General features: G+C 41.0%; 24 protein-coding genes. All 24 read right to left on the bottom strand.

Going from position 1 to position 25,990, the window contains the following annotated elements:
* Positions 1-1,467 (bottom strand): recombinase family protein (locus Q1X33_RS15750; protein WP_301996804.1); only part of this gene is annotated, 1,467 nt, incomplete at its 3' end.
* A gap of 61 nt (positions 1,468-1,528) precedes the next feature.
* Positions 1,529-1,744, bottom strand: a complete 216-nt coding sequence (locus tag Q1X33_RS15755; protein ID WP_301969805.1) for an SHOCT domain-containing protein — start codon at positions 1,742-1,744, stop codon at positions 1,529-1,531.
* Between the two features lie 55 nt (positions 1,745-1,799).
* On the bottom strand, positions 1,800-3,740 hold the full coding sequence (locus Q1X33_RS15760; RefSeq protein WP_301969806.1) for a DNA polymerase: 1,941 nt from the start codon (positions 3,738-3,740) through the stop codon (positions 1,800-1,802).
* A gap of 72 nt (positions 3,741-3,812) precedes the next feature.
* Positions 3,813-4,364, bottom strand: a complete 552-nt coding sequence (locus Q1X33_RS15765) for a DUF2815 family protein (protein ID WP_073127410.1) — start codon at positions 4,362-4,364, stop codon at positions 3,813-3,815.
* 5 nt (positions 4,365-4,369) lie between these two features.
* Positions 4,370-5,506 carry a DUF2800 domain-containing protein gene (locus Q1X33_RS15770; protein ID WP_104410839.1) on the bottom strand — a complete coding sequence of 379 codons (1,137 nt, stop codon included), beginning with the start codon at positions 5,504-5,506 and terminating at the stop codon, positions 4,370-4,372.
* Positions 5,499-5,816 (bottom strand): rRNA biogenesis protein rrp5, encoded by a 318-nt coding sequence (locus Q1X33_RS15775; RefSeq protein WP_301969807.1) that lies wholly within the window; start codon positions 5,814-5,816, stop codon positions 5,499-5,501. The genes Q1X33_RS15770 and Q1X33_RS15775 overlap by 8 nt, the downstream gene beginning before the upstream one ends.
* Before the next feature lie 332 nt (positions 5,817-6,148).
* Positions 6,149-7,087, bottom strand: coding sequence for a GH25 family lysozyme (locus Q1X33_RS15780; protein ID WP_301969808.1), 939 nt, complete (start codon positions 7,085-7,087; stop codon positions 6,149-6,151).
* Between the two features lie 2 nt (positions 7,088-7,089).
* Positions 7,090-7,500, bottom strand: coding sequence for a holin family protein (locus Q1X33_RS15785; protein WP_204652653.1), 411 nt, complete (start codon positions 7,498-7,500; stop codon positions 7,090-7,092).
* A gap of 60 nt (positions 7,501-7,560) precedes the next feature.
* A complete protein-coding gene (locus Q1X33_RS15790; RefSeq protein WP_301969809.1) occupies positions 7,561-10,029 on the bottom strand; it encodes a glycosyl hydrolase family 18 protein in 2,469 nt (822 codons plus the stop codon).
* The gene (locus Q1X33_RS15795) at positions 10,029-10,244 is read right to left on the bottom strand and encodes a hypothetical protein (protein ID WP_301969810.1); all 216 of its coding nucleotides are present in this window, start codon (positions 10,242-10,244) and stop codon (positions 10,029-10,031) included. Before Q1X33_RS15795 ends, Q1X33_RS15790 begins: the two co-directional genes overlap by 1 nt.
* A gap of 136 nt (positions 10,245-10,380) precedes the next feature.
* Positions 10,381-11,616, bottom strand: a complete 1,236-nt coding sequence (locus tag Q1X33_RS15800; protein WP_301969811.1) for a site-specific DNA-methyltransferase — start codon at positions 11,614-11,616, stop codon at positions 10,381-10,383.
* Entirely contained in the window at positions 11,606-12,769 is a 1,164-nt protein-coding gene (gene metK / locus Q1X33_RS15805; protein WP_301969812.1) for a methionine adenosyltransferase, read from the bottom strand. Before metK ends, Q1X33_RS15800 begins: the two co-directional genes overlap by 11 nt.
* 1 nt (position 12,770) lies before the next feature.
* Positions 12,771-13,310, bottom strand: a complete 540-nt coding sequence (locus tag Q1X33_RS15810) for a P27 family phage terminase small subunit (protein WP_301969813.1) — start codon at positions 13,308-13,310, stop codon at positions 12,771-12,773.
* Between the two features lie 119 nt (positions 13,311-13,429).
* The gene (locus tag Q1X33_RS15815) at positions 13,430-13,789 is read right to left on the bottom strand and encodes an HNH endonuclease (protein ID WP_301969814.1); all 360 of its coding nucleotides are present in this window, start codon (positions 13,787-13,789) and stop codon (positions 13,430-13,432) included.
* 118 nt (positions 13,790-13,907) lie between these two features.
* The gene (locus tag Q1X33_RS15820; RefSeq protein ID WP_003762700.1) at positions 13,908-14,360 is read right to left on the bottom strand and encodes a DUF1492 domain-containing protein; all 453 of its coding nucleotides are present in this window, start codon (positions 14,358-14,360) and stop codon (positions 13,908-13,910) included.
* Positions 14,360-14,581: a hypothetical protein gene (locus Q1X33_RS15825; RefSeq protein ID WP_127722888.1), complete on the bottom strand. Its 222-nt coding sequence runs from the start codon at positions 14,579-14,581 to the stop codon at positions 14,360-14,362. The genes Q1X33_RS15820 and Q1X33_RS15825 overlap by 1 nt, the downstream gene beginning before the upstream one ends.
* Entirely contained in the window at positions 14,578-15,930 is a 1,353-nt protein-coding gene (locus tag Q1X33_RS15830; RefSeq protein ID WP_301969815.1) for a DEAD/DEAH box helicase, read from the bottom strand. Before Q1X33_RS15830 ends, Q1X33_RS15825 begins: the two co-directional genes overlap by 4 nt.
* Positions 15,911-16,192, bottom strand: a complete 282-nt coding sequence (locus tag Q1X33_RS15835; RefSeq protein ID WP_301969816.1) for a VRR-NUC domain-containing protein — start codon at positions 16,190-16,192, stop codon at positions 15,911-15,913. The genes Q1X33_RS15830 and Q1X33_RS15835 overlap by 20 nt, the downstream gene beginning before the upstream one ends.
* Before the next feature lie 224 nt (positions 16,193-16,416).
* Positions 16,417-18,774, bottom strand: coding sequence for a virulence-associated E family protein (locus Q1X33_RS15840; RefSeq protein WP_301969817.1), 2,358 nt, complete (start codon positions 18,772-18,774; stop codon positions 16,417-16,419).
* Positions 18,771-19,205, bottom strand: a complete 435-nt coding sequence (locus Q1X33_RS15845) for a DUF4406 domain-containing protein (protein ID WP_301969818.1) — start codon at positions 19,203-19,205, stop codon at positions 18,771-18,773. The genes Q1X33_RS15840 and Q1X33_RS15845 overlap by 4 nt, the downstream gene beginning before the upstream one ends.
* A gap of 1 nt (position 19,206) precedes the next feature.
* Positions 19,207-19,998 carry a phage antirepressor KilAC domain-containing protein gene (locus tag Q1X33_RS15850; protein ID WP_301969819.1) on the bottom strand — a complete coding sequence of 264 codons (792 nt, stop codon included), beginning with the start codon at positions 19,996-19,998 and terminating at the stop codon, positions 19,207-19,209.
* A gap of 63 nt (positions 19,999-20,061) precedes the next feature.
* Positions 20,062-20,604: an RNA polymerase sigma factor gene (locus tag Q1X33_RS15855; RefSeq protein ID WP_301969820.1), complete on the bottom strand. Its 543-nt coding sequence runs from the start codon at positions 20,602-20,604 to the stop codon at positions 20,062-20,064.
* A 393-nt stretch (positions 20,605-20,997) separates the two neighbouring features.
* Positions 20,998-22,911 carry a hypothetical protein gene (locus tag Q1X33_RS15860; protein ID WP_301969821.1) on the bottom strand — a complete coding sequence of 638 codons (1,914 nt, stop codon included), beginning with the start codon at positions 22,909-22,911 and terminating at the stop codon, positions 20,998-21,000.
* A 14-nt stretch (positions 22,912-22,925) separates the two neighbouring features.
* Complete coding sequence (locus Q1X33_RS15865; RefSeq protein ID WP_301969822.1) at positions 22,926-25,835, bottom strand: type I restriction endonuclease subunit R; 2,910 nt, start codon at positions 25,833-25,835, stop codon at positions 22,926-22,928.
* Positions 25,836-25,990: the final 155 nt, after the last annotated feature.

Raw genomic sequence — 25,990 nt, forward strand, 5'->3', positions numbered from 1 at the left:
AAATAGTTCTTCCGTGTAGTCACCATTAAAATTATCTGCTGACACGTAATCAATGAGGTCCTTTATCTCGTTTGCTCGTAAAATCCCACTCGCGGAATTTGATACAAGGTTTGTTTTTTCGGTTGAAAGATTTTTCATCTCACTATCTAAAACATTTCGTTCCTGATTAAAAAGAGCAGGCTCCAGGAAACCTTTGGCCATCAGTGTAATAAGGGTGTTGCGTTCTTCCATGAGTTGCTCCATTTGCTTATCAATAGCGTCCATTCTTTCACGGTCGCTTTCTTCATCGATTTGGCTAATTGATTTGAAAAGTGGCTCTAGGATTAGCTTGTTACTGAAAGCAAGCTTATTCATCATGGTTGTAAATGTGGCTTTGATTTCCCCATCTCGCAAGAACAACATGGAGCAACTCTCTTTGTCTTCGATATGACCGATGCAACTCCAAGCAATGTAACTCCTACCAGCTGAGTAGTTTGTCTTTCTCCTAAAATTGCGACCACATTCTCCACAGACGATCTTGCCACTTAAAGCATATCGGTTGAGATAAACGTTCTTTTTCACGCCCTTACACTTAATCTTGGCTCTTTCATCGATGAGATCTTGTGCCTTAGCAAAGTCTTCTCTGCTTATAATAGGCTCATGATTGTCCTTGTAGTAATACTGGTCTTTTTCACCTGTATTCGGATGGCGGTTGTAGTTACTGTCGGTGTAGGTCTTTTGTAGTAGGACATCGCCCATGTATTTTTCGTTTCGAAGCATGTCTATCACCGTGCCAGCACTCCAGTGATTACCTCGACTTGCAGGGATTTTGTCTTTGTTCAAACCTCTTGCTATTGTGCTTCCACCTTTCCCTGAAAGGCTTTCTGCAAAAATACGTTTGATGATTTCAGCTTCTTCTGGAACGATTACCATTTCACCATCTATATTGGTATAGCCATAGGGTGGAGTACCTACATAACTGCCGTTTTGAAATCTCTTTTGAATGGACCATGTTGAGTTTTGTGAAATAGATGCAGACTCTTCTGCAGCAAATCCTGAAAGAATAGAAAGCATCAGCTCACTTTCCATATCACCCGTATTTAGATTCTCTTTTTCAAAATAAATGTAAACACCGATATCAATCAGCTTTCTTACTAACTCTAGGCAATCTACTGTATTACGTGCAAAGCGGCTGATTGATTTGGTGATAATAAAATCTATCCGACCTTGCTTACAATCTCGTATCATGCGGAGCAGTTCAGTCCGTTTCTCCATCTTGGTGCCGGAGATCCCTTCGTCATAATAAAGACCAGCAAACTCCCATTCAGGATTAGACTTAATATAGCGCTCATAGTGTTCACGCTGTGCTTTAAGGCTTTCAAGTTGTTCATCACTATCGGTTGAGACTCTAGCATAGGCGGCAACCCTAAGTTTCGTATTAGGTAGTTGTCCTCGGAGCAGTTTATCTATTTTTGTTATAATTTTCATCATCTCACCTCGCTTTCGCCCATTACATACATCACTCTAAAAGCTATTAATAGCAAGCCTTTTAAGACATAATCTCGGCTAAACGGGGAGAGAATTTCTGCCTGTTCAAGGCTGATATTTTGTGTAATTCATCCGCTGTGATTTTGCCTTCTTTATATAGGTTTGCGACAATGCTCTCTGCTATGTGAAAGTCATATTCCTGTTGTAATTCTTCCTCTGTCATCTGCTCGGTCTTGCCCTTTAATGGACAACCATCTTTTACTTCAAAAATGTTCATAGAAAAACACCTCCTACCTAGTAGCCACGGCAGGAGGTGAAATCTGATGATTTCTTTAATCTTTTTGATAAAAGTCACATTCATAGCCATCGGCATCAAGGAGCAGCCCTTTTGCCCAAGGTGGCACTTGACTCATTTGTTTACATATTTCAGTAACCGATATTTGAGGATCGGCTTCAATAATGACTTCATCATGGACATGAGCCACAATACAATAAGTACTAAGCATCTTCATTGAATACATTAAAATATCACGGGATATGGCTTGAACAATATTCTCTACAAACTTAGGACCGTAACTTTCAAGACGCTCCCATTTCTTTGTTCCTCCTACTCCTTCATAGGTCACGGACTCACCACCAAACTGATTCTCACCAATTCGAGGTTTTACATAAGCTAAACGTCTACCTGAGGGAAGAACAATAAAAAGCATGCCACTAAAACAATGAAACTCGATGCTATGGGTTTCCTGTGATTTGTTTTCCTTCACGCATTGTTTAGCCGCTCGATCTACATCCCACCAGAACTGTGTGATATTGGGATTAGACATTCTCCAGGCATTCACAAGCGGTTTTAATTCTTCCTCTTCAAGCCCCATCTCTAACGCTCCCATGGCTTTTAATGCACCAACAGAGCCACCATAGCCAAGTGCCAATTCAGCAATTTTACCCTTCTGTCTCAAGTGACCGTTCACACCATGCTTTTCAACGGAAACACCAAACATCTGTGAGGCAGATGCACAGTAGATATCACCACCACTAGCAAATACATCCGTTCGCCATGTCTCACCTGCAAGCCATGAAAGCACACGAGCCTCAATGGCTGAAAAGTCAGCCACAATAAACTTATGACCTTCTTTTGGTACAAAGGCTGTACGAATTAGTTGTGAGAGTGTATCGGGTATATCTTCATAGAGCAGTTCTAGTGTTTCAACATCACCATTTCTGACAATAGTTCGCGCCTCTTTTAAATCTGGCATATGGTTCTGAGGGAGATTTTGCAATTGCACAAGCCTACCGGCAAAGCGACCGGTTCTGTTAGCTCCATAAAACTGAAACATTCCCCTGGCGCGAGAATCTGCACAAACCGCATTTTCCATTGCTGTATATTTCTTTACCGAGGATTTTGCCAGTTGCTGACGGAGCGAAAGAACTTCATTTAGCTCTCCGTCTGTTTCCTTAAGTTTCTCTGCAACCGCCTTTTTGCCGAGTGTCTCCATCTCTAGACCGTTTTCGAAAAGCCAGTCTTTCATCTGTTGTACTGAGTTTGGGTTATCCAGATTTGTTATCTGCTGCATGACGGTTAGTAGTTTTTCATGAGATATGTCATCCATGGCGATGGCCTGCTTAACAAAATCCATATCCACCTTTATGCCTCGATCGTTGATTTCTTGGTCGAGATGATACTCATCCCAGATGTCCTCTGGTACTGGAAACTTAATCAATCTTTGTTGTATCTGTATTTCTGCCTCCACATCACGTTTGTTATATACTTTAAACTGCTGCCATTTATCGATTTCATCAGTGGGTAGGTTACGGGTTCTACCACCATTTATTTTTGTTGGAGTACATGGAAGACAAAAATATCGTATCAGGTCTTTACCCTCCGTCAGCTTTTGCTTTTCAAGTCCTAGCACTGCACCTACACCTTCTAAAGAAAGAGGTAAACCCATATAGGCAGACCAAACCATGGAACATTTCCATGAGGAAGGATTTAGATAAGTCCCAGTGGGATAGCCCAAATAACGTGAAAGGCATACTCGCTCAAACTGAGCATTAAATGCCCACTTCGTAATGGTTTCATCGGTTAAGGCATCTAGGATTTCTTTTGGAATCTTTTCTCCATTCATCAAATCGATGACCTTAATTTCATCACCGTCAACCGCATAACCAAACAGCATCACCTCAAAATCATCTGCTTCTACGTAACGATAAACACCACTCTTTTGTAGATTGGTAGATGAATAGGTTTCTATATCAATTTCTAAGTTTTTCATAGCTACCACCTTTCCTAAATGAAAAAGGTGGCAGAGGGAAGTCCTCCACCACCGTCAAGTTTATTGTTTCTATTAGGCAAGGAAGTCATCATCTACAAGAGTCGTAAAATCATCTACTGCAGAAGTCTTACCACCTAGAGGTTCTCCGTCTCTAATTTTTTGAATGTTACCAAGGCCACAAGCTACACCTTTATTACCATTTGAGTTGAAGGCATAGAAGTTAAGTGAAACCCTGCCATAACAACCGCTGTACACCTCACTACGATCCAGTATCGGCTTAACACTTTTATCTACAATCTGTGGCGCTGTCTTGCTATTTGCATTGATGAAGTAATGGCCTTTATAAGCCTCATCATCACGCTCTACATCTCCATCACGCAGTGGTAGTTTAATAGCAGCTTTATTAGGTTTCTTACCACCAAACTTTGCGATACCTTCCTCTATGGCAGCATCAACTGCTGCATGGATAGCATTAATGGTTTCCTTGTCATCCTTTGGAATAAGGACGGATACGCTGTACTTTTCCGCACCACCATTAATGGATATAGGCTCCCAACCGTGGAAGTAAGAAAATCTTGAGTTTACACCTGTGATAACTTTTGTCTTGTTTTGCATATTTGCCATAATATTTAATCCTCCATAATTTCGTTAAATTCGTTTTTAGCATCTGCTACGTTCATTGCCGGTCTTTTATCTGAGTTTGGAACAAGAGTCGGCTTACCCGGTGGTTTGTAAATGAGGTCACCGAGGAGTTCCTCAAATTTGGATTTACCCATCAGTTTTTGCATCTCTGTCAGCGGAATAAGGCTCTTTCTGTAAATGTCCTTATATCCACCTGCCACGGCTTTTTCTGCAATGGCTCCTTCATCTTTGTACTTGCGAACCGAGCGACCTTCCACAACTTTAAAACCGTTCCACTCTTTACCGTGATTGACTGCTGCATCAGTGGCATAGGCTGTTATTTCATTCGCCCACTTGGTAAGGTCGGGAAGAATAAGTAAGATTTCTTCTATCTCAGCATCCGTCAGCAGAGGTGGCATCTTGAATTCTTTCTCTGCAAGTTTTAGCTTTTCTTCGGCTCTGGCTCGACATCTGTTTGCCGCTTTACAAAACGTACACCATGGACCGGGGATGTATTCACCCTCACCGTTGAAGGCTTTGTCAGCTCTGGGCTTTAGTTCCTCTTCCGCCCATCCTTTTAGTTCTTCCACCGGTATTGTCCAGGTGCTGACATTTTCTCTTCTAGGCTGAAAGATCGTCATGGACACTTCTTTAATGTCGTACAGGTGATCATAGATTCCAAGTGCTCCTAGGGCATAGAGCTTCATCTGTGGATTGTCCACTGCATCAACTAGCACACCCAGTCCATATTTAAAGTCTACGATGTGAAGTCTGTCATCTGAAATGATTACACAGTCTCCTGTCCCAAAACCATCTGGAACATAACAAGAGAAGTCAAGATGTTGTTCAATAAGAACGATAGGATCTGTGCAAGACTTTCTTGCAAGTTCCACCTGCTCCATAACGAAGTCAACGTAAGCATCTGTACATTCCTCCATCTCATCAGAGTTATACTCAGAGATAGGTCGCTGACTTCTCATATGAAGTGCCTTTTTTAGTTTGTGTTCACACAGGTCATGAGCCGCTGTGCCTTCTTTTGCTGCCTCACCACTTTGGTCTTCAAACTCCAGTTCAAGTCTTGCAGAGGGTAGGCAGTTAAGCCACCTGTGGGATGAGGATGCAGATAATATTGCATGATTACCCATTCCCAAGCTCCTCCGCATCTTTCAAGATGTCAGAATAATACGCCTTATCAACAGCACTTAACTTGTCTGCACCATACTTCTGAATGAGTCCTCGCACTTCGGCAGTAAACCCAATCTGGCTCTTTTCAGCAAGTACCATACGCACTTTTTCAAGTGGGATATCCGGCTCTTTTACTGGTTCTTGTTCAGTGGCAGCTTTTGCACCTGGAGCAGGATCTCCTTCTGTCATCGCATCGCAAACTGCCTGTATGCTGTCAGCAAGACTTCGCATATCATTGACCACTTCAAGCAGTAATTTTATTTTGCTCAAGGTCAGTACCTCCTTTCGTCATTTCACAGATAGATAGTTCCTCGATGCTATCTCCAGGGATCACAATCGTTACACGCTGTTTACTCCCTAAAAGAAAGCGAAGAATTCGTTCCCTTACGGACACATTACGGTAGGTAACAAGTCCGCCTGTCTGTGGTTTCTTAGAAACACTAATTTTGAGATTGTGTTTCATATCCATCACCTCTTTCCAAAGGGCGATTTATTTGTTGCCCTCTACCTAGTAGCCACGGGAGGTAATAGAATCTGACGGTTTAGAAAAAAAGATTGCCTACCAAAGAGAAATACTCCTTGATAGGCAATCTTACTAGTTCTTATTTCAAGAGTTCATTGACCCTTTTTTGTACCGAAATGTAGTCATAACCGGCTTTTGTCAGTTTGTTTTTTCTTTCTTGTCCGTTACCCCAATCGCCACGGATGACTTCCTTTGCGATGGCATCAATAGACTTTTTACTAGATAGCATTTCATTGACCTTTGATTGCACTGCCACATAATCATAGCCTGCATCCGTTAAGCGTTTCTTTCGTTCTTCACCATTACCCCACAAGCCTTGAATGACTTCCTTGGCCAGCGTCTCAACCGATTTCTTTTCTGTAGGAGCAGGTATATTTTCTTCTTTACCAAGATGATTAAGCCCTGCACTTTGGATAATCGCTTTGTAATCTTTATAGGCATAATTCATATCTAGGTTACCTGAATAACCACTTAGTTTACCTTTGCTTGTGTACTGCCAGATACCATGACGAAGAGTCGGTTCTTTACTGGACCACTGAGCGACCCAGAAATCATAAGGTTCTAGACGATCCAGTTCTGTTAAATCTTGAAACCAAGAACTAGACGCATAGATGCCGGCATAATAACCAGCATTTTCTATGGTTTCACAAAAGCCTACTAAAGCATCGGTAATGGCTTTCTTGCCACTTGGTCGCTGGTGATAATTATCCTCTGTATCAATAAATACAGGGTAGGAGATGGTCTTGCCTTTGATAATTTCTAGGCATTTCTTCGCTTCTGCTATGCCCTTGGCTTTGGTATTGGCACAGCTGTACCAGTAAACACCGATAGGAATACCTCTCTCGTGAAAGGCTTTGTAGTGTTGCTCAAAAGCATCATCTTTGTGTAAACTCACTCCTGTACCGTGACCGGTGTATCCTGCACGTAGAATGACAAAATCAACCTCTTTTGCAAGTTGGTCATAGTTTATCTGACTTGGTTTTTGCCACGTACTAATATCGATTCCTTTAGTTTTCATGATTATTCCTCCTTATCGCTCTTGTTATGGAGCTGTTCTAATACATCTTTTAGTTTTTCAGGGATAGGTAGTCCAAGGTGAGCTGAATTTTCTAACAGCGAAATTCCCTCATTTGATAAGTAGAAGAAAACAATCGCTGTTCTTAGTACGCTTCCATCACCAATCACATAAACATCTAAAATATTGGCCACACCCACTAAAACAAAAATCAGCACTTTACGGCTGATTCCGATAAATCCCACTTCACTTGATAGGGTCTTATCAGCGATTGCACATAAGACACCTGTTAGATAGTCGATGACTACAAAGACTAGTAGCGCATATAAAAAACCGTCTGCTCCTCCTAAAAACCATCCGAAGAATCCACCGATTGCTGTTATCACAACTTGGATCCAGTTCCATATTTCTTTCATTTAAAAGTCCTCCTTTTGTTGAAATAAAAAGAACACCTACTTTTGCAGATGTTCCTTTGATTACTCTATTTGTTTTGGTAGCCACTCCCAGAGTCTTAAATCCTCCTGCCCTAGTGACCACATACACATGCCTCGAAGTTTCCACCGATAAGCTGCTTCATTTGCCCAGTACACAAGGCTATCCACATCCTGATAATAAAGAATGGAAAATCCGTCACCATCACCTAAGAAAAGACGAGATATCCAGATGTTGATATCCCTTGGAATGATGGTGACACTGTAGTCCTTTCCGCACTGGATGGATGGCATCATATCTGAATGAAAAAAATCATAATCTAGGGAGATGCTTTCACTTCTTGTGGCTGATTCTTCAAGATCTGCTGTTAAAGTAAACACTTGAAACTCATCATCCCAAGAACAGTTACTTCTTGATAGCCGACCATAAGTTTTAAATGTTCCATCTGGCATAAGCACGTCAAAGCGTTCATAAGGCTCATAGGTCCAAGCATCGCCTAAGCGAAGCAACTGGCAATGGACTTTATTATCCGAACGAATACCTGCATACCCTGTCACATCCGAGCAAGTGGCTGTAAAGCGCAGTGTATTAGATGCAGAGGAATAGACCCGCACTTGATTGCCACGCTTTCGAATTTCTAGAGTGTAAAAGCTTGGATTCGATCGAATGTTCGCGGCCGATGTTTTTGAAAAGCTGGTGGCATAACTACCTTTTAAAGTAGAACCTTCATACAGTTCAATACGCTGGTTATCATAATTAAAGCAACAATAAATCGTTCCAATAAAAACACCTGCCTCGCCACTAAAGGTCTCAGGAAAAATAATCTGCGCCCTTAAATGGATATCTGAAAAATTGTTGTAGTTCCATGCTAACTGCCCCTTACCCTCCAGTTGGGAATAGGGTCTATTCATCGAACTGCTTGTATCTTGCCAAACACTCCATTCGCCTGATAATGTTGTCCAGTAGCTTTGGGGGAGAGGGTTATCATCTCTAAAATCCTCATACCACACAAGGGCAGAATCTGCTTTTCTTCTAAGCATTTCAAGCGTCAACTTAAAACCAGTTGCAGGTCCTACCATATCACCATTTACATCCTTGAAATGTCTAGGAGCTAGGGTATATTCTGCTTCACCAACTGTTGGCTCCTCAGAAAATGAAGAACAGACTCTAAATCCATAAAACTGTACACCCTTTGCCCCAAGCGAAATAGTGATGGTGTGTGTTCCTGCAGAAAGGCTCACTCCTTTTTTTAGCACCGCCCAGAAAGTCGTTCTCCAATAAGGCCACCACAGTCTGTTTTCAGAAAAATCTACTTCATTTCCATCAAGGGAGATATGAATATTATTCTTATCCCAAAATGGAAAGCCTAGCTTTACTGCTACATCATAAGTACCTGCCTGAGCAAGCGTAAAATGATAGGTTGCCGCACCTTCATCCCCCAGTGTTGTGACGCTATTAGAAACAGAAACAACACCAGAATAACTATCCGGCATGGCATCATGATCCACATAAACAGTTCCAAAGGCTGACTTTTGTTGTTTGCCATAGGCCGTCAGATACTGTCTGCCATTGTAGCTTGCAGATAAGAGTGGATAGCTATAGCGAGTGGCATCTCTTCCTTCCATATAATCGTAGACATGCGGCAATGCCCAAGGCACTTTATTATCATCATCCCAGTAAGCTACGATTGGAATGAAAGGTTGAGGAGGAGCATCGTCTGTGAAATTGTAGACTCCTGTCATCCAGTATTTTGCAGCATAGTAGGTATGAGACGTTCCTCGATAGGCTTTTCCTAAGTTTTCAGGTGTATCATAAATTTGCCAATTCCAACCGTATGCAGGCATACCTAAGAAAATCTTATCCGGATCCATAACGGTAACGGCATAATCATAAATACCTTCAAGCCAACTTCTAGGAGAAACAGGACCAGGCGCAGAGCCTGCCCAAGCCATGCCATAACTCATGATAGAGGCCGTATCACAATAAGGGGAGAGGTCACCATATACACACCAGTTCTCGCCACCTACTGATCCGTTGACACTCGTCATTCCCGGAAGACAGATGTTCATAAGCTTGCTAGAATCATAGCCTTTGATAGTGTTGTAAATATTGCGAAACATGGCGGTTGATTCTGCATGCGTAGAATAGTCATCGCCTTTTTCAAGGTCAATATCAATACCATCACACCAAGGATACTTCTCCATGATGCGAATAATCTCTGATAGAAACAACTCTTGAGCACCGTTCGTATTATCTCTTAGGGCTCTAAAGATACTGTTTGCACCATCATTGGCGATGGTCAGTAGCCATTTGATGTGGCGATAACGGTTGATGTAGGGGAGCATACTGCTGATGGTGACACCACTCTCAACAATTTCACCTGTAGCTCGTACCTTAAAAGAAAAAAGACCGATGGTGTCAATCCGGTCTCCGTATTTCTCTAAAGCTTCATACATTCGTGCATTTCCCATAAAAGTCCACACCATGATTTTCTTGCCTTTTAGTCGTTCCATTAGAATGGTTCACCTCCGTCTTGCATTTCCTGCATGGTAAACAGAACCCTTGAAGATTTTCCTTTTTCAAGGATCACTTTGTGCTTTGAGTCCCAGGCAGCACTGTAAGCCATGCTAGGCATTCCTAGATACTTTGCTTTCACACCTGTAAGCTTGCTCAGTGCTGTGACTAGCCTTTTTCGGTCTGTTCCTGTTACGTTATATTTAATGACCATGTACAAAACCTCCTTTGTTTTGGTATGTACATATATCACTCTAAACCACTACGATAGCAAGCTATTTCTCGCTTTTTAGGTGTAGAAATCAGGCTAAATAATAACCTTCAATCTGTGTATACCAAACAACATCACCCTACAAATCAATATCTCTTAATTCATCATAGTTGTAGCTCAGCCCATCCCTTTGGACACTAACTTCTGTAGAGGAACCGACCTGTTCAATGTAGCGTTTGATAATGACATCGCAAAACTTTTCATCGAGTTCTGCTGTATAGCAAATGCGCTCTGATTGCTCGCAAGCAATTAAGGTACTACCACTGCCGCCAAAAGGATCTAGCACAATTGTGTTAGTCATCGAGGAGTTCAAAATCGGATAGGCGAGTAGAGGAATAGGTTTCATCGTAGGATGGTCACCGTTTCTCTTTGGCTTATCAAATTCCCAGATGGTGGTTTCTTTCCTGCCCGTATACCACTGATGCTTGCCTTTCTTTTTCCAGCCAAACAGCACTGGTTCGTGCTGCCATTGATAAGGAGAACGCCCCAGTACAAGGGAGTCCTTTTTCCATATGCAACAGCCAGACAAATAAAAACCGGCATCCGAGAAGGCTTTTCTAAAGTTAAACCCTTCGGTGTCGGCATGGAATACATAAATAGAAGCATCGTCTGCCAGCACTTCTTCGATGTTGATAAAAGCATCTAAGAGGAACTGGTAGAAGGCATCATTTTCCATGTGGTCGTTTTTGATTTTCCCTGCAGCACCTTCATAATTCACATTGTAGGGAGGGTCTGTTACACACAGATTTGCCTTCTTTTTATTCATCAACACATCATATGTTTCTTTCTTGGTGGAATCGCCACAGATAAGCCTGTGTCTGCCAAGCGTCCAGATATCACCAAGCTTGCAGATGGCAGGCTTTTTTAATTCTGTCTCCACATCAAAGTCATCATCGTGGATACCCTCTTTTAGTGTGTCCTTGAATAAGTCATCCAGTTCTTTAGGGTCAAACCCAGTTAGAGAAACATCAAAATCTACACCTTGTAAATCTGCAATTAAAAGAGCCAATTTATCCTTGTCCCAATCACCGCTGATTTTATTGAGTGCGATGTTGAGTGCTTTCTCTTTCTCTTCGTCCATCTCGATAATGACACATTCAACTTCTGTTATGCCCATATCGATGAGAACTTTTAGTCTTTGATGCCCACCAACAACATGGCCGGTCACCTTATTCCAGATAACCGGCTCTACATAACCAAATTGTTCAATGGAGCGTTTTAATTTATCGTATTCTGCATCTCCTGGTTTCAAATCTTTACGAGGATTGTATGTTGCAGGGATGAGGTCTTTTGTGTTCTTCTTTTCAATCAACATATTTGTTTACCGCCTCCCTTAGTTCTGTATAGCAATCCAAAAATTCCCACGAGCTTAAGCCATATCTGAAATGGCCGTAAATAGCTGTATCTGCATAAATAACATCCGTCAGATTTAGCTTTTCGATAATGGCTGCAGGTCTTAGATTGAATACATCTAGCACTGCACGACAAAGGATACTTTCTTCCACCGTGCCTGTTCCAAAGGTATCAATCTCAAGAGCAACCGGATCTGCTTTTCCAATTGCATAGGAAATCGCTACCTGGCATCGCTTAGCAAAACCACATCGAACGATATTCTTTGCAATTGCCCTTGCCATATAGGCACCACTACGGTCTACTTTTGTCGGGTCTTTGCCTGAAAATGCACCGCCACCATGAGCGGCGAGTCCGCCATAGGTATCAACCATGATTTTTCTTCCCGTAAGACCGGTATCTGCTGCTGGTCCTCCTTCAACAAATCGTCCACTTGGATTAATAAGGATCTCAGTTTCATCGTCAAATGGATATTTTTCAAAGACTGGCCACAGCACCTGAGCGATGACTTCATTTCGCAAAACATCTAAATCTTTATCTGCACTGTGTTGAACAGAGACAACGATGGTCTTAATTCGTTTTGGTTTATCATCTTCATATTCCACAGTCACTTGAGCCTTACCATCTGGGCCAATATCTTTAATGAGACCATTCTTCATCACCTTATCTAGCTTTTCGCAAATGGCATGGGATAAGACTAAGGGGAGAGGTAGTTTCTCACTGGTTTCATTGGTGGCATAGCCATAAACGGTGCCTTGGTCACCTGCTCCTAACATGGAATACCATGACGTATCACCCTCACGAGATTCCAAGGCCCTATCCACACCACCTGCGATATCTTTACTTTGTTGATGGACATAGACAAAGACTAAAAACTTTCTAGGATTGTAGCCCACCTCTGTCAGAACACGGCGGACAACACCTCTAATATCAATTCTCTTTGAGCAGGTTATCTCACCAGCAACAATGATATGTCCTTTGGTTGCCATCACCTCGCAAGCAACACGAGAGGATTTATCTTTTCTTAAACACGCATCTAAAATGCTATCTGAAATAAGGTCACATAATTTATCAGGATGACCTTTACATACACTTTCACACGTTCTATATTTTTTCATTTTATTTTCCTTTCCGAGCAGATAATAAGCGCTCCATCAAATCGTCTTGTGGACTTCTTCCACCGAACTCCACAGAGCAGTTTTCCTTCACAATCTGGTAAATCTGATACCAACATTGATTGACCTGTTTCATGTATTCACGACTCATCGCAACATAAGGTGATGCGATGGCAGCTGAAGTGGTTGGATGCTTTGCTAGAAAGCCATATTCTGAAATACACTCTTCACACTGAATCCAACGAGAAACACTCATGGCATACTGCTCGATTAGCTGGTTGTTTACTAACATTTCGCAGCCACGATCTTTCAGCCACTTGTAAGTTTCGATATAAATATCTTCTGCACAGAGGTCTTTGCCATTTTTCTGAGTAGCCTTTAAATAATCTTTTACAGCTGGCACATCTGCACCTTCCATATCCGTTGGCTCTGGCAGTACCATGGCTCCATTTAATCTGCCATCAGCAATTTTGTCGGTTAGAGCCTTTGATTTTCTTCCTGCACCAACACGCTGACCGCCTCTTGCTGTACCGTCTTTTGCCATGTTTTTCACCCCACTTTCCTAAAAGTCATTAATACCCCCTTTGATTTCTGATTTTTACACGCGAAGCCCCAGGCCGTTGTCCGCCATAAGAGGTCTAGAGATTTGACCTCCCCCTTGGGTCAGCTACGAATCTGTCGATCACCGAGTTCTAAATGAATCTTGTTGTGACAGGATTTACATAAAGACATCAAATTACTTCTATCGTGTGTACCACCTTGAGAAACAGGAAGGATATGATGCACTTCATCAGTGGGAGTTAGTCTGCCGTCCTCTTTACACATCTCACATAGGGGATGTTCTCGTGCATAGCGGTCACGGATTCTTTTCCAAGCTCTGCCATACTTTTTGTTGACATCACTTGAGCGATGATATTTGTCATAGCGTCTACGTTCTATTAATTTATGGTCATCACAGTACTGACCATCGGTTAAGTTTGGACAACCGGGTGTACTGCATGGTCGTTTCGGTTTTCTTGGCACCTCATCACCTCACTTTCTGGGCATAGAAAAAGCCCTGCAGGGCATGGCCCACAAGGCTTGGTAAATATTCTATCTTGCTGATTATAATGTAACATAAAGACGAGGTGCTTATCTCTGCTCAAAAGTGCTCATTGCTGTTCAACTTTTGAATAACAATTGGATTCTCAGGTACGACAACATGATTTAAAGCATTGCCATGCCATCTGCGAATGGTACTCTTATCAGCATTTAATTCATCACCAATCTGCTCCCAAGTAAAGTTATGAACATAACGGTAACGTAACACCATGCGTTCATCGATATCCGTTACTTTATTAATCACATCTCGAATCTCTGCTTTCAGTGCTACAAGATGATCTACCTCATCATTAATCTTGATTTGAAGTTCTTCAATTCGCTCTAGGTATCTGACAAACAAAGCATCGGTATGCCGTTGTGTCTGTATTCTCTCGCCCCAGCTGGGGGAGGAAACACTGGTCGATAGTTCCCTTAGCCTTTCCATTTCCTCAATGTTGGATTGGATTCGTTTATCTAGCCTATAGGCTTGATGTAAATATTCTTTTGCTTTCATTACTCGCTCACCTCCGCTTGTAGCTTTTTGATTAGGACATTCCCATCAACAGAGGTAAGTTCTCTATACCAATCAGAGCGGAAGAACCTCTCCACCTCGTTTTTTATATCTTGTGCCGGTCCATATTTAGGCCGTTTTTTTAGTTTCTTTAAGGCATCTCTATAATCCTTAACAGCCATCAAAATAATGGCATTGGCTAAATCTTGATAAGGTTCTGTCATCGCATCACCTCTAAATTCGCCTTTACCGCATCAATTAAGGTATCTTGAGTTTTCTCCTTTTTTGTGAGTGCAAGCAGTACGTCTTCATCGATGGTGTTTTTGGTGATGATGTGGTGAACAATAACTGTATCCTTTTGACCCTGCCTATAAAGTCTTGCATTAGTTTGTTGATACAGCTCTAGGGACCAGGTCAGACCAAACCAGATAAGCGTTGAACCACCGCTTTGAAGATTAAGACCATGACCTGCACTGGCTGGATGAATAACAGCAATGGGTATCTTGCCATCATTCCAATCCTCAATATCCTTTGATGACTGGATTTGTCTGACCGGAAATCGATCTTTAATTCGTTCTAAATCATGCTTATACCAATAAGCAACAAGGACCGGTTTTCCATTCGCTCCTTCGATTAAATCTTCCAAGGCATCTAGCTTTTTGTCATGAATCACATGAGCTTTATTTTCGCTATCGTATACTGCACCATTTGCCATCTGTAGCAGTTTTCCAGAAAGGACGGCCGCATTAACCGCATCAATTTCTTCATCACCTAAATTCGCAACCATGTCGTCCTTAAAATCTGAATAGACCTTCCATTCCTTATCACTTAAAGTGACAAACACTTCATTGCTAACGTATTCAGGCATGGTGAGATAATCGGTAGATTTCATAGAAATGGTGATGTCTGATATTTGTTTGTAGATTTCCTCTTCAGCACCGGGCAGTGGTTTATAAGAAAATATAATCTGTGCGTTTCGCTTATCTGGCTTAAAATAGGTATTTCGGTAATGGCTAATGTAGCGTCCTAGCCTTTGACCCAAATCAAGAATTCGAAATTCAGCCCATAAATCCATCAATCCATTACTGGAGGGAGTTCCGGTAAGACCGACTATTCTTTTTACTGAGGGTCTAACTTTGAGGAGACTCTTAAACCGCTTTGCGCCATAAGACTTAAAGGATGACAGCTCATCAATGACCACCATATCAAATTGAAAAGGAATACCACTTTTGTGAACCAACCAATCCACGTTCTCACGATTGATGATGTATAGCGTTGATTGTTTCTTGAGAGCATCGATTCTTTCTTTTTCCGTTCCCACTGCCACCGAGTAAGAGAGTCCTTTTAAGTGATCCCACTTATTGATTTCTGCTGGCCATGTATCCCTTGCTACTCTTAAAGGCGCAATCACTAACACCTTACATACTAGAAAGCTATCTAAACACAAATCAAATATGGCAGATAAGGTAATCACACTTTTACCTAAACCCATTTCAAGAAATACTGCAGATATGGGATGGGATAAAATGAATTCAGTGGCATAGCTTTGGTATTCATGTGGCTTGTATTTCACTAAGTATCCCTCCAATCTGTTCTATATCATCTAGGCAATAAACTAGAAAGCCTAATGCCTCTAATTGCTTCTTTCTTTTTTTCTGTAAAGGTCGCATCTTTTTTCCTGTCGCCTTACATTCGACAAAAGCGATTCTTCCCATGGGGAGTAACACAATACGATCGGGCATGCCATCTATACCAGGACTCACAAATTTCGGTGCCATACCTCCCATGCTTTTTACTGTCGCTACCAGTTTTTGTTCTATATATTTTTCTTGCATAAATGACCTCCAACAATTCATCAGGAACAACAAGCACAACTTTTAGCGTTTTTTCCTATACGCGCGCATACACACGCTCACGATGCTTTACTACTACTATTTATTAATTTATTACTAAGTAGTAAAACTCTTGTTCCACTCATTCCAGTAAAGCCAAAACATCGGTAATGACTGGGTTTTTAAGAGAACAAGCATAAGGAACAACTAAAGAACAAGGAACGACCTTACTCATTTTTCTCGTAACAACGTTGTCTACCGTAAATGGGAAAATTACTTGTTCCGTTCTTGTTCCCTTGGTACTTGTTCCACCCATTAATCCTTTTCATAATGCCTGCAATAGCATAGGAGTCCGCAGGCTTCATGGCGGAGGCATCCCTTCCAAAGCATTCGCACCAAATTTCCATATTACAAACAAGGGTGCGTTCTACCGTACCGACACGGGATTCCCCACCAAATTCACTACCGTTTAGGTAGTTTCTTCGCTCGTATAAGGACAAGGCACTCCAATCATCGGGTAAAAGCGTATCGAGGTAAGTGCGAACAAGCCCTTCTCGCTCATCACTCTCCATGGCATCTGCCTGCTCATTCGTTGCCAACTCTACATCACTACCCTCTAAATAGAGCTTTTCACCTTTGGCATAAAGCACCAAAGTTTCTGCCCAAATCTGCTCTACATCGTATACGGACATCTGCCATGCTTTTCTTTTACCATCACCACTAATACGCACTGGCCAGAATCTTCGGTTACCCGTGATGTCTCGCAAAAATCCACTTTCTGCATTGGTAGAGCCGACAATGATACATTGACGTGGGTGGCTTTCAACATTCACCCCATAACTGGCACGGTATTTATCATCGGATCTTGAAATAAAGGATTTCACAACCTCCACATCGGTTTTTCGCATGCCAGCTAGTTCGCCCAGTTCTAAGATCCAGTATCCTTGAAGTTTTTCAGGGCCTGCTTTGTCTTTCATATCGGTGAGGGTTAAACTATCGGAAAACCAATCACCTGCAAGTTTTGCAAAGAAGGTAGACTTACCGATGCCTTGTGGTCCATTCAGAATTAAAACGCTGTCGAATTTCGTACCAGGATGAACAATTCTAGCGATTGCTGCCACCATCATTTTTCTAGTAACGGCTCTGGTATAGGAATTATCTGTTGCATTAAAATAATCAATCAGTAAGGTCTCAACGCGATCGGTTCCATCCCACTCTGGTAGATGATCCAGGTATTCTTTTATAGGATGATAGGATCGCTCTGCTGCGACTGCTAATATGGCATCCTTTGTTTTGGTTGGGGAGTAGATGCCATATTTATTAGACAGATAAACTTTAAGGGCTGCATTATCTGAATCATTCCAGCCGCCCTTCATTTGCTCCCAAGGTAGTCCGTCTCTTGCATCGATTCCATCACGGTGCTTATTAAAAGCAATAGATTCTAGTTCTGAATCGTTACGGATGATGAGAACGATATTGTCCAAGGTGTCTTTAATCTTTCCTTGCTTATCCAGTTCAAGTGCTGTCTGCCAATTATCCTCCGTAAAATCAATTGTGGCCTGCTCCATCCGCTCTTTTGTAAACTGTGCCTTTACTTCATCATCTTGTATGGCAAATTCGCACATGTTGATAAAGGATGGTAGTTTACTTGGTGGTGTGCTTTCTGTCGCTCGATCATCTAAATGACCAAACTTATGAATACGAACAAGGTCAAAAGCATTAAGCAGTCTCCCACTTGCAGGGTCTGTTGCGTGGTGGGAATAGGCAAACTTATCATCATAGAGGATGACCCCGGCACTAGAATCTGCTGGGATATAATCATAGCGACCAGTCATTGCTGAAGGCTCGTATATATCCTTTAAGAACATATCGATCGCACTGCTTACTGAGTAGGTACGGCAAAAAGTACCGATGACTCCTTCCTTAGACAGCGGATCGGCTTGTTCTTTTAATGAGCGATCAATAACTTCTGACTGCCTGGAGGATACGGGCCAAGTACTGGTGTCTCGCCAATCATCGTATTTGTTTAGAAACACATCGGGATCTAAGAGAGAGCCATCTTTTTCCTCATACACAAAAATACCGTTTCTTGAAGTAGACGGCCAATACATTAAACGTTCTGGTTCATAGGTTGTATCATCAAAAAGATCGATGCCTATTTCTTTTGCGACCATGCGACTAACGGCTGCATACTCTTCCTCTCCCACATCACGGAAGAGAGGAATGATGAGCCTTAGTCTTGGATGTTCTGGAGTATGCTTATGAGTAGAATAAATACAACACTGATAAGGGAAGAAGGTAGAGATTTCTTCCCAGATAGTACTCGTACCATAATCCATATCAAGGGTGAGCATGGAGCGTGATAGAACATTCCCTTTTTTACGTCTACCATCTTTTAAGTGACCGCCGACAAAACCCCCGACATCTTTAATGGAGTCTTGGCCACCTTTTCTCATTTTTCGATATTCTTCTACGGTCTCGGTGGTACGCTGTGTGGTCTTAACACGGGAGCAGAAGGCCTCCCAGCTGATGTCTGTGTTTTTCCACTTTTTATCCATTCGGCTATTGCCGTATGCTATCTTCATAGAGACTCTACCTCCTCAAAATCTTTATTAAAGTATCTAACCGGCTGTCTGCGTTTCTTTGCTTTTTCAATTTCAATACTCATTCCCCTTGAAATCACATCACCTAGAACCCAGACTTCTTGGCATTTGCCCATCAGGATAATATCCATGAAAATAGCCAGGTCGCGTTCCTGTTCATTGCTGTCATCCATGAACTGTGGAAATAGAAGGTGAGGAGCAAGCGGAATATTGCCCTTATCTAAAGCAAAACGGCAAAATGCTCGTGTGCGCTTATTGTTGTTTTCGATATCGCCACTAAATGGAGAGCAAATATAGACAAGGGGCTTAAAGGCAGCTTTTGCTGCTGCCTTTTCCTCACGAGTGATATTGCTAAGTGCTTTATGGGGAGTTGGGTCATGATATCCTTCTGCATTGAATTTATTGATTCCCATATCACACCTCCATCTCAATCTGAGGATAAATACCATCCGCCTTTAGCTGTTCATAGATAAAGAGTCTGCCTTTTTGTGTCCACTTGGTATGCACTTTCGTATGCTTTATACCTTTGCTATCTTCATAAATGTGAGTGTTGGTTTTTGTATATCCATTGGGAGCATACTTTTGATAGAGAAGCCAAATATCAGCTTGCTTAAACTGAATCCCTTTTTCATGAAGGTATTCGTTCATGCGCATGGCACTCCAGCCGTAATCTTTGGCAATTACAGAAATGTTGACCGCATCCCTGCATTTAAGAACCACATCATAATAAGTAGCCTTGGGTTTCATCTCGGCAATTTGTTGCTGACCAATCGCAACAGCTGCCATCAATTCCTTGTTCTTTTCTCGTTCCACTTTTAGTGCAGTAAATGCAGCAATGGCAAGGTCAGGATTTGCGATTAAATCATCCGTAGCATAGAGTCCGTGTTTACGAATGGCAGGGAGGACTTCGTTTGTCACCCATCGCTTAAACTTTTTAGCATTTGGCATCTTGCTTGAGAGGATGAGACTGTACAGACCAGATTCGTTGATGACTGTTAAGCCCCTGTTTGGAATTTCAAAGGTCGTTATTTCCGACCTTTGGATGATAGTCTTGTCCTCATCATCAACATGGGATGAAATAGCATCCTTTGTGTTTGAGTAGCCAAGTATTTCAGCTACATCCTTACCAACAAAATAAGGTTGACCACCAATCGTTGTGGTACGTACAGAGCCGAACTCTGCATTTTTGTAAACTTGTAATTCCATTCGAATTACCTCCTTGTATTTTTTGGAGGTCTTGACCTCCTACCTAGTAGCCTTGGGAGAAGGTCAAATCTGACGGTTTTCAATTTCTTTTCTTAATTTTTGTGTAGCTCGCTTTAACTTCTGGGTAATGTTGTTCTCACTTGCACCGATAGAACTGGCATATTCTCGAATCGACATGCCGTCAATACGTACTGCAATGAACATATCTGCCCAGTCCTGCTTTTTACCAAGAGCAGTACGTATCCATTGGCAGACAGACTCATACTCATCTTGGTGATTGCGTTCTATCTCCTGAGAGTTATCAGAGAAAGTATCCATGACATCTATTTCAACCTCATCATCTTTTCGATAAAGTGTCTTGGGATTGCCAAGATGCCTATGGTATCGACGCCAATGGTTATATTCCTTGTTGTTCATGAGATCGAACATTTCTTGTAGAGTCTCGCAGCGTTTCACCTCTGCCTTCTTTTCAGGCTTTGCTTCTGCAAGACGTTGTTCATAGTCCATATCCAGCATGACGCTGTAATCTCCATCTGGAATTTCAATTGTGGTGTAGTTCTTGTGACCGTTTTTGATGTTGTCTTCATATAAAACTCGTATTTTCATTTTGCATTCCTTTCCGTCCCAGTAATGGGTGGCGGAATGCAAAAGAGCCTGCGGATAAGATGACCACAAACTTCGCTTGTCCTAAAAAAGAGCGCACGAAATTACGGTGGGTGCATCTTCATTCCAAACACAGTCTCTATCACTGTGTTCTGAACTCTCTATGCATCCCGCCGTCCTAATGCGCATCTCGGACTTTGAGACTGGTTTAATAGAAGTTTTCAGCTTCTATTAACATCATAATTTGAAACAAGATTTACTTCGCAGAACTGCGAGTTCCGGTTTTTGGGCGTAAAAAAAAGACTTTACAACCATTATTGGTCATAAAGCCTTGCAATTACGTAATCAAAACCAGAAGTAAGAGTTCCGGTTTTGGCCAAAATATTTTTTACTTTTTTATAAATCCTTGCCCCACGTTTTATAGCCCATTTCTCTTAACTTTTCATTACATAAATCTAGTGTTTCCATATAGTGATGTTCGATGAGAAACTGACCAAAGTAACCTTCTTCTGTTAATGGATAATCATTGCGTGATTTCTTAATGAGATCGTTACTGAATTTGGGATGTAGGTGAAGCCCAATACAAATGGCACATACAGTTTCATAACTTACATTTTTTTCTTCTTTGCGAAGGTCTTGAATATATCGATCACTTAATCCTGTTCTAAGCGCTAACTCAAGATTAGTCATCTTTGTACCATCTTCTTTTTTAAGACGCTTCATATGGGCATCCAGAGTCCCTGAAAAAGACATCGGTAGTGATCGTAATATTCCTGTAATGCGTTCTCCTTCTTCTTTTAGTTTTTTCAATTCTATTGCACGCTGTACTACGTCTTGATTATCTTCATCTTCAATGTAAGTACATTCACAATAAGAAGATGCATCTATATCTCTGCAAAGGGAACATTGGGTATAATAGGCATCGCCTTGTGTTTTTGTTATTTTAAATTTTTGCTTAAATTTAATACAACATTCATCGACATGCTGTCTAGCATAAGATGTTAGGGTGCATTTCCCATCTGCAGATTTTTCTACGTATTTTTCATCATTGATACAGTACATATAGTCAACATAAATAAAGTCGCCTTTCTCAAGGTTAGCTTTAAAGCTGACATCAAAACTTGCCTCATAACAGGCATTTCTTATATCGATGATATAACTTTCATCCTTATTGAGAGCAGTTGCCTTAAATGAAAAACTAGGTAAATAGGTGCCGTTTAGATAATTCCAAACCCCTTGTGCCTGCGAAAAGCCAAGTTCGATGGCGCGGAGTTTTGCTGCAAACTTTGAAACTGCAAAAAAATCTGCCAACTCTTCGATTGCTTCTTCCATAATATCTGAATCAGATCTCTCTGAATTTTCAATATGTAGACGTAGCAATATTTCTTTTAGTTTTTTTCTTGTCGTGTTTGCAGGTAGTAGAATGCGAGGAGTCAAAGCATTAGCTTGCCATTCCATCCACTGAAGCGCACCTTCAATCCCATTATTCTTAAGCCCTCTTTGCTCAGTAATCCCACATGTTAAAGAAGTCAGATCACTATTTAACAACTTCTGCATTTCAAAAAACTTATCATGACGGTCCCAATGCACACATTCGTGTACAACTGTATTATTACGAGATCCTATATTCCGCATGAAGAAAATGTTCGGATTTAAAAGGATTGTTCCTGGCTCAACGGTCTGTTTTACTACTTCATATTCCTCGTTGAATATATCAACTGTTGATTCTGCAAAATAAGTTTTGCCAAATATATTATCTGGGAGCGGGGCCTCATAAAGCACTAGTCCCATATTAAACATGAGTTCATCGAGGGGAATAGGCATAGGTTCATTTAGCGCTTGTCTACAGTATTTGTAAAGAAATTTTTCCGCTTCCTTTTCTAAGTCCTCTGAATAAAGGTAAGGAATCAAATATTTAGATAATGTTGTATTCTTATCAAACTTATCGGCGAAATAGTCATCAACATCCGTAATGGTAACCATATTAAGACCATCACTTAAATAACCAGTAAAAGAGACCGTGTACCAAGGGCTTTTTATATCAGCATCATAATCTCTCTTTCCCATTCCTTTTAGGATAACATCTGCCTCAACTGCTGCGTTGAAAATAATCCTGCTTCCATCTGTAGAGTGGAAAGAGACAGTTTTTATATGTATATCCTCCACCTGAAAGTAAGAAGGATCTAAAACTGTATACGAATAAAACCCGTTATTCCGGCCTCTTTTAAATATGAGGCCGGTGATAGCGCGGTGAATATCATTATAATATTTGTCTTCAAGATACTTTTCAAACGATGCATATTGTTTCATAGGCAGACCTCCTACTAATAATATTGCTCGATGTAGCTATAAGCTTTATCGAAAACTTCTTTGTCTTTAATCTTGTATTTAATCCAGATAACACTACGAAGTGCCTTTTTCACTTCATTTTTTCCGGTAGTTGTTCTTTGCCATCCATCGAATCGTACAATCTTTACAATGTCATCAATATCAGCAACAATGCGTTCAACAATGATGGGTGTTTTGTCGTTCTTAGCACCTTTAAAGAGTTCTGTTAGTGCTGCTTTCCCACGATCAATTTCTTCTTCCGGGACAACTTCCTTTTCTGCTTGAGCAGCTTCTTTTGCAAGTTCAAGTAGGAGCTTCAAGAACTCAATACTATTAATTAACCCTTGTTCGTGGCGTTCACGAAGCTCTTCGAGCTTCTCTCCCAACTTAATAAACTTTGGATCGTTAGAATGTTCGCGAATTTTGGCAACTAAGTCTATTTCTACCTTCATAGTTGTCTTTTTAACATCTTTCTGCTTACGAATAAATTCGTCAATTAGATCCGCATCAAGCGTTAAAATATCCATATCATCATGAACCCTGCCAACTTCGATATTAGAGTGAACTAATTCCATTGTTTTGGCACCAAGAGCAGCCCAAACGAGAGCGCCGCGATTATCCGTGGGTTTCACTGACTCGTAGACTTTTGTTAGCCATACATAGTCAAACTTGTACTTATCAAGAAATGGATCAGGGGACAGAGCATCCCATGCTCTATTTAGAACACGATAATCTGCAGCAAATGCATCTTTATCTTTATTTGTTGGAATACACTCCTGAGCTGCAAGTAAACCTTCCCAACCTACTACGGTACGGTCAACGCCCATAAAGTAACTTAGGCATTTTCTGAGAAGTGCAGGAACCTGCTTCTTGACTTCTTCAATATTTGTGATAACTTTTTTCATGCTAGCTTCATCAAAGTCCAACGCCTTAGCAACATTATCAAAAATACCAATGTAGTCTACAATTAATCCATGGGTTTTACCTTCATCAAAAGTACGGTTTGTACGGCAGATGGCTTGCAGAAGGTTATGGTCCTTCATTGGCTTATCTAAATACATTGCTTGAAGAATTGGCGCGTCAAAACCCGTTAATAGCTTTGATGTAACAATAACTAACTTAAGAGGGTTATTCTTATCACGGAACTGATCAAGGACTCTTGCTTCTTCATCACGGCTGCGACGAAATTTTTTATATCGATCTTCCTTATCGTTATTGGTATCCATTACTATCGTTGTTGCTTCATGAGGGAGTAGCTTATCTAGCTCTTCCTTGTACTTAAGACAGCACTCACGGTCGTATACAACGATCTGTCCTTTATACCCGTTAGGCTCTATTTTTTCTTTATAATGTTTTACAATGTGTTCGCAAACCTTGCGTATACGTTTTGGATCATACATGATTGCTTTCATATTTACACGTTTTGAAAGCTCAGCACGATCTGCATCTGAGAGCGTCTCAGTTAAGGCATCAAATTCTGTATCTATTTTATCCTTATCAACATGAAGCTCGACTGGAACTGGCTCAAAGTTCAAGGGTAGAGTTGCATTGTCTCTGATGGAATCCGAGAAAGTATATCGACTCAAATATCCGCTCTTATCTTCCGTTGCACCAAATGTACGGAAAGTATTCTTATCAATACGATTAATTGGAGTACCGGTAAGTCCAAAGAAGAAAGCATTTGGAAGTGCTGCACGCATCCTTTCACCGAGGTCACCTTCTTGAGTTCTATGTGCTTCATCAACCATAATGATTATGTTATCTCTAAGATTAAGAACATCTTCGACATCACCAAATCGGAAAATAGTCGTTATTGCAATTTTACGAATATCTTGCTTAAAAAAGTTTTCAACTTCTTCCTTAGTCGCAAGTGATACTAGGTTTGGAATATCCGAAGCATTAAATGTTGCAGTTATCTGAGTTTCAAGATCAAGTCGATCATCAACTATTACCACAGTAGGATTCTTAAGTTCGGGGATCATGCGAATTTTTTGTGCTGCAAATACCATTAGCAACGATTTACCAGAACCCTGAAAGTGCCAGATAAGACCTTGCTTTGGATAGCCCGCAATAACACGTTGTACAATAAGATTAGCACCTTCATACTGCTGGTAACGGCAAATTATTTTGTATTTAACATGTTTCTTATCTGTAGCAAAGAGAGTGAAAAACTGAAAAATATCCATAACCTTCTCAGGAGTAATCATATCAGCTATGCTAACTTTAACATCAGCGAGGCTACCCTCTGACTTATGGTCAGGAGTATGCCATGGGCCCCACATATTAACTGGCATGCCAACCGAACCATATCGATAGCATCTACCCTCAGTAGCAAAATTAAATACATTAGTTACAAACATCTGTGGAATACTCTTTTCATATGATGAAATATCACTTGCAGCGTCTAACCAGGTTATAGCATTACGCACCGGGGTCTTTAACTCTCCGATTGAAATTGGGAAACCATTAACCAGCAAAACAATATCAAGTCTCTTTCCACCTTCGGCCTGAGGATAAATCCATTGATTAGTAACGACATATTCATTAAGCGCTAAATCTTCTTTTTTCATTGTGCCAAAAAAACGGATCGGTATCATTCGGCCATTTTTGCCAAAAGGATATGAATTTTCTTCAAAAATCATTCTTTGAAAAAGTTCGTTTTGAGTTATTAGGTTATGATGCTGCACTGAAAGTATAATTGCACGTAATTTATAAATGACTTCATCAGCACGAGATGGTTCTTCCGCTATTTCAGGATTCAAACGAATTAGCGCTTCTTTAACCATCGGTTCCACCATCACATCCGAAAAGTCCCGTGGTAAATCATCAGCTGAGATAAAATTCCACCCGTTTTTGGTTAGTGTTGAGATCACCATTTTTTCAATTGTATTGTCTTCGTTAAACATAAATATTCCCTCCTATCATTAAGTTTAATTTCCATCTTTGACATTCATATTGTTATAATTGCGAATCAAGTTGCTCAAGAGTCTAAAATCTCGTACCTCTGTATCACTTACAAATTTTGATTTATCGCTCTGTCGAACAAAGGACGCAAACCGTA

It is taken from the genome of Enterococcus sp. B2E4 (assembly GCF_030499455.1).
GTDB classification, from domain to species: Bacteria; Bacillota; Bacilli; order Lactobacillales; family Enterococcaceae; genus Enterococcus_D; species Enterococcus_D casseliflavus.

Bases quoted from the DNA above. Each gene is read 5' to 3' on its own strand.
- Q1X33_RS15765 (WP_073127410.1), bottom strand. From the start codon at position 4,364: ATGGCAAATATGCAAAACAAGACAAAAGTTATCACAGGTGTAAACTCA.
- Q1X33_RS15835 (WP_301969816.1), bottom strand. From the start codon at position 16,192: ATGCAAGAAAAATATATAGAACAAAAACTGGTAGCGACAGTAAAAAGC.
- Q1X33_RS15790 (WP_301969809.1), bottom strand. From the start codon at position 10,029: ATGGAACGACTAAAAGGCAAGAAAATCATGGTGTGGACTTTTATGGGA.
- Q1X33_RS15785 (WP_204652653.1), bottom strand. From the start codon at position 7,500: ATGAAAGAAATATGGAACTGGATCCAAGTTGTGATAACAGCAATCGGT.
- Q1X33_RS15810 (WP_301969813.1), bottom strand. From the start codon at position 13,310: ATGGCAAAAGACGGTACAGCAAGAGGCGGTCAGCGTGTTGGTGCAGGA.
- Q1X33_RS15860 (WP_301969821.1), bottom strand. From the start codon at position 22,911: ATGAAACAATATGCATCGTTTGAAAAGTATCTTGAAGACAAATATTAT.
- Q1X33_RS15780 (WP_301969808.1), bottom strand. From the start codon at position 7,087: ATGAAAACTAAAGGAATCGATATTAGTACGTGGCAAAAACCAAGTCAG.
- Q1X33_RS15845 (WP_301969818.1), bottom strand. From the start codon at position 19,205: ATGGGAATCAATAAATTCAATGCAGAAGGATATCATGACCCAACTCCC.
- Q1X33_RS15770 (WP_104410839.1), bottom strand. From the start codon at position 5,506: ATGGGTAATCATGCAATATTATCTGCATCCTCATCCCACAGGTGGCTT.
- Q1X33_RS15865 (WP_301969822.1), bottom strand. From the start codon at position 25,835: ATGTTTAACGAAGACAATACAATTGAAAAAATGGTGATCTCAACACTA.
- metK (WP_301969812.1), bottom strand. From the start codon at position 12,769: ATGAAAAAATATAGAACGTGTGAAAGTGTATGTAAAGGTCATCCTGAT.
- Q1X33_RS15760 (WP_301969806.1), bottom strand. From the start codon at position 3,740: ATGAAAAACTTAGAAATTGATATAGAAACCTATTCATCTACCAATCTA.
- Q1X33_RS15825 (WP_127722888.1), bottom strand. From the start codon at position 14,581: ATGACAGAACCTTATCAAGATTTAGCCAATGCCATTATTTTGATGGCT.
- Q1X33_RS15840 (WP_301969817.1), bottom strand. From the start codon at position 18,774: ATGAAGATAGCATACGGCAATAGCCGAATGGATAAAAAGTGGAAAAAC.
- Q1X33_RS15795 (WP_301969810.1), bottom strand. From the start codon at position 10,244: ATGGTCATTAAATATAACGTAACAGGAACAGACCGAAAAAGGCTAGTC.
- Q1X33_RS15820 (WP_003762700.1), bottom strand. From the start codon at position 14,360: ATGAAAGCAAAAGAATATTTACATCAAGCCTATAGGCTAGATAAACGA.
- Q1X33_RS15850 (WP_301969819.1), bottom strand. From the start codon at position 19,998: ATGGAATTACAAGTTTACAAAAATGCAGAGTTCGGCTCTGTACGTACC.
- Q1X33_RS15800 (WP_301969811.1), bottom strand. From the start codon at position 11,616: ATGTTGATTGAAAAGAAGAACACAAAAGACCTCATCCCTGCAACATAC.
- Q1X33_RS15755 (WP_301969805.1), bottom strand. From the start codon at position 1,744: ATGAACATTTTTGAAGTAAAAGATGGTTGTCCATTAAAGGGCAAGACC.
- Q1X33_RS15855 (WP_301969820.1), bottom strand. From the start codon at position 20,604: ATGAAAATACGAGTTTTATATGAAGACAACATCAAAAACGGTCACAAG.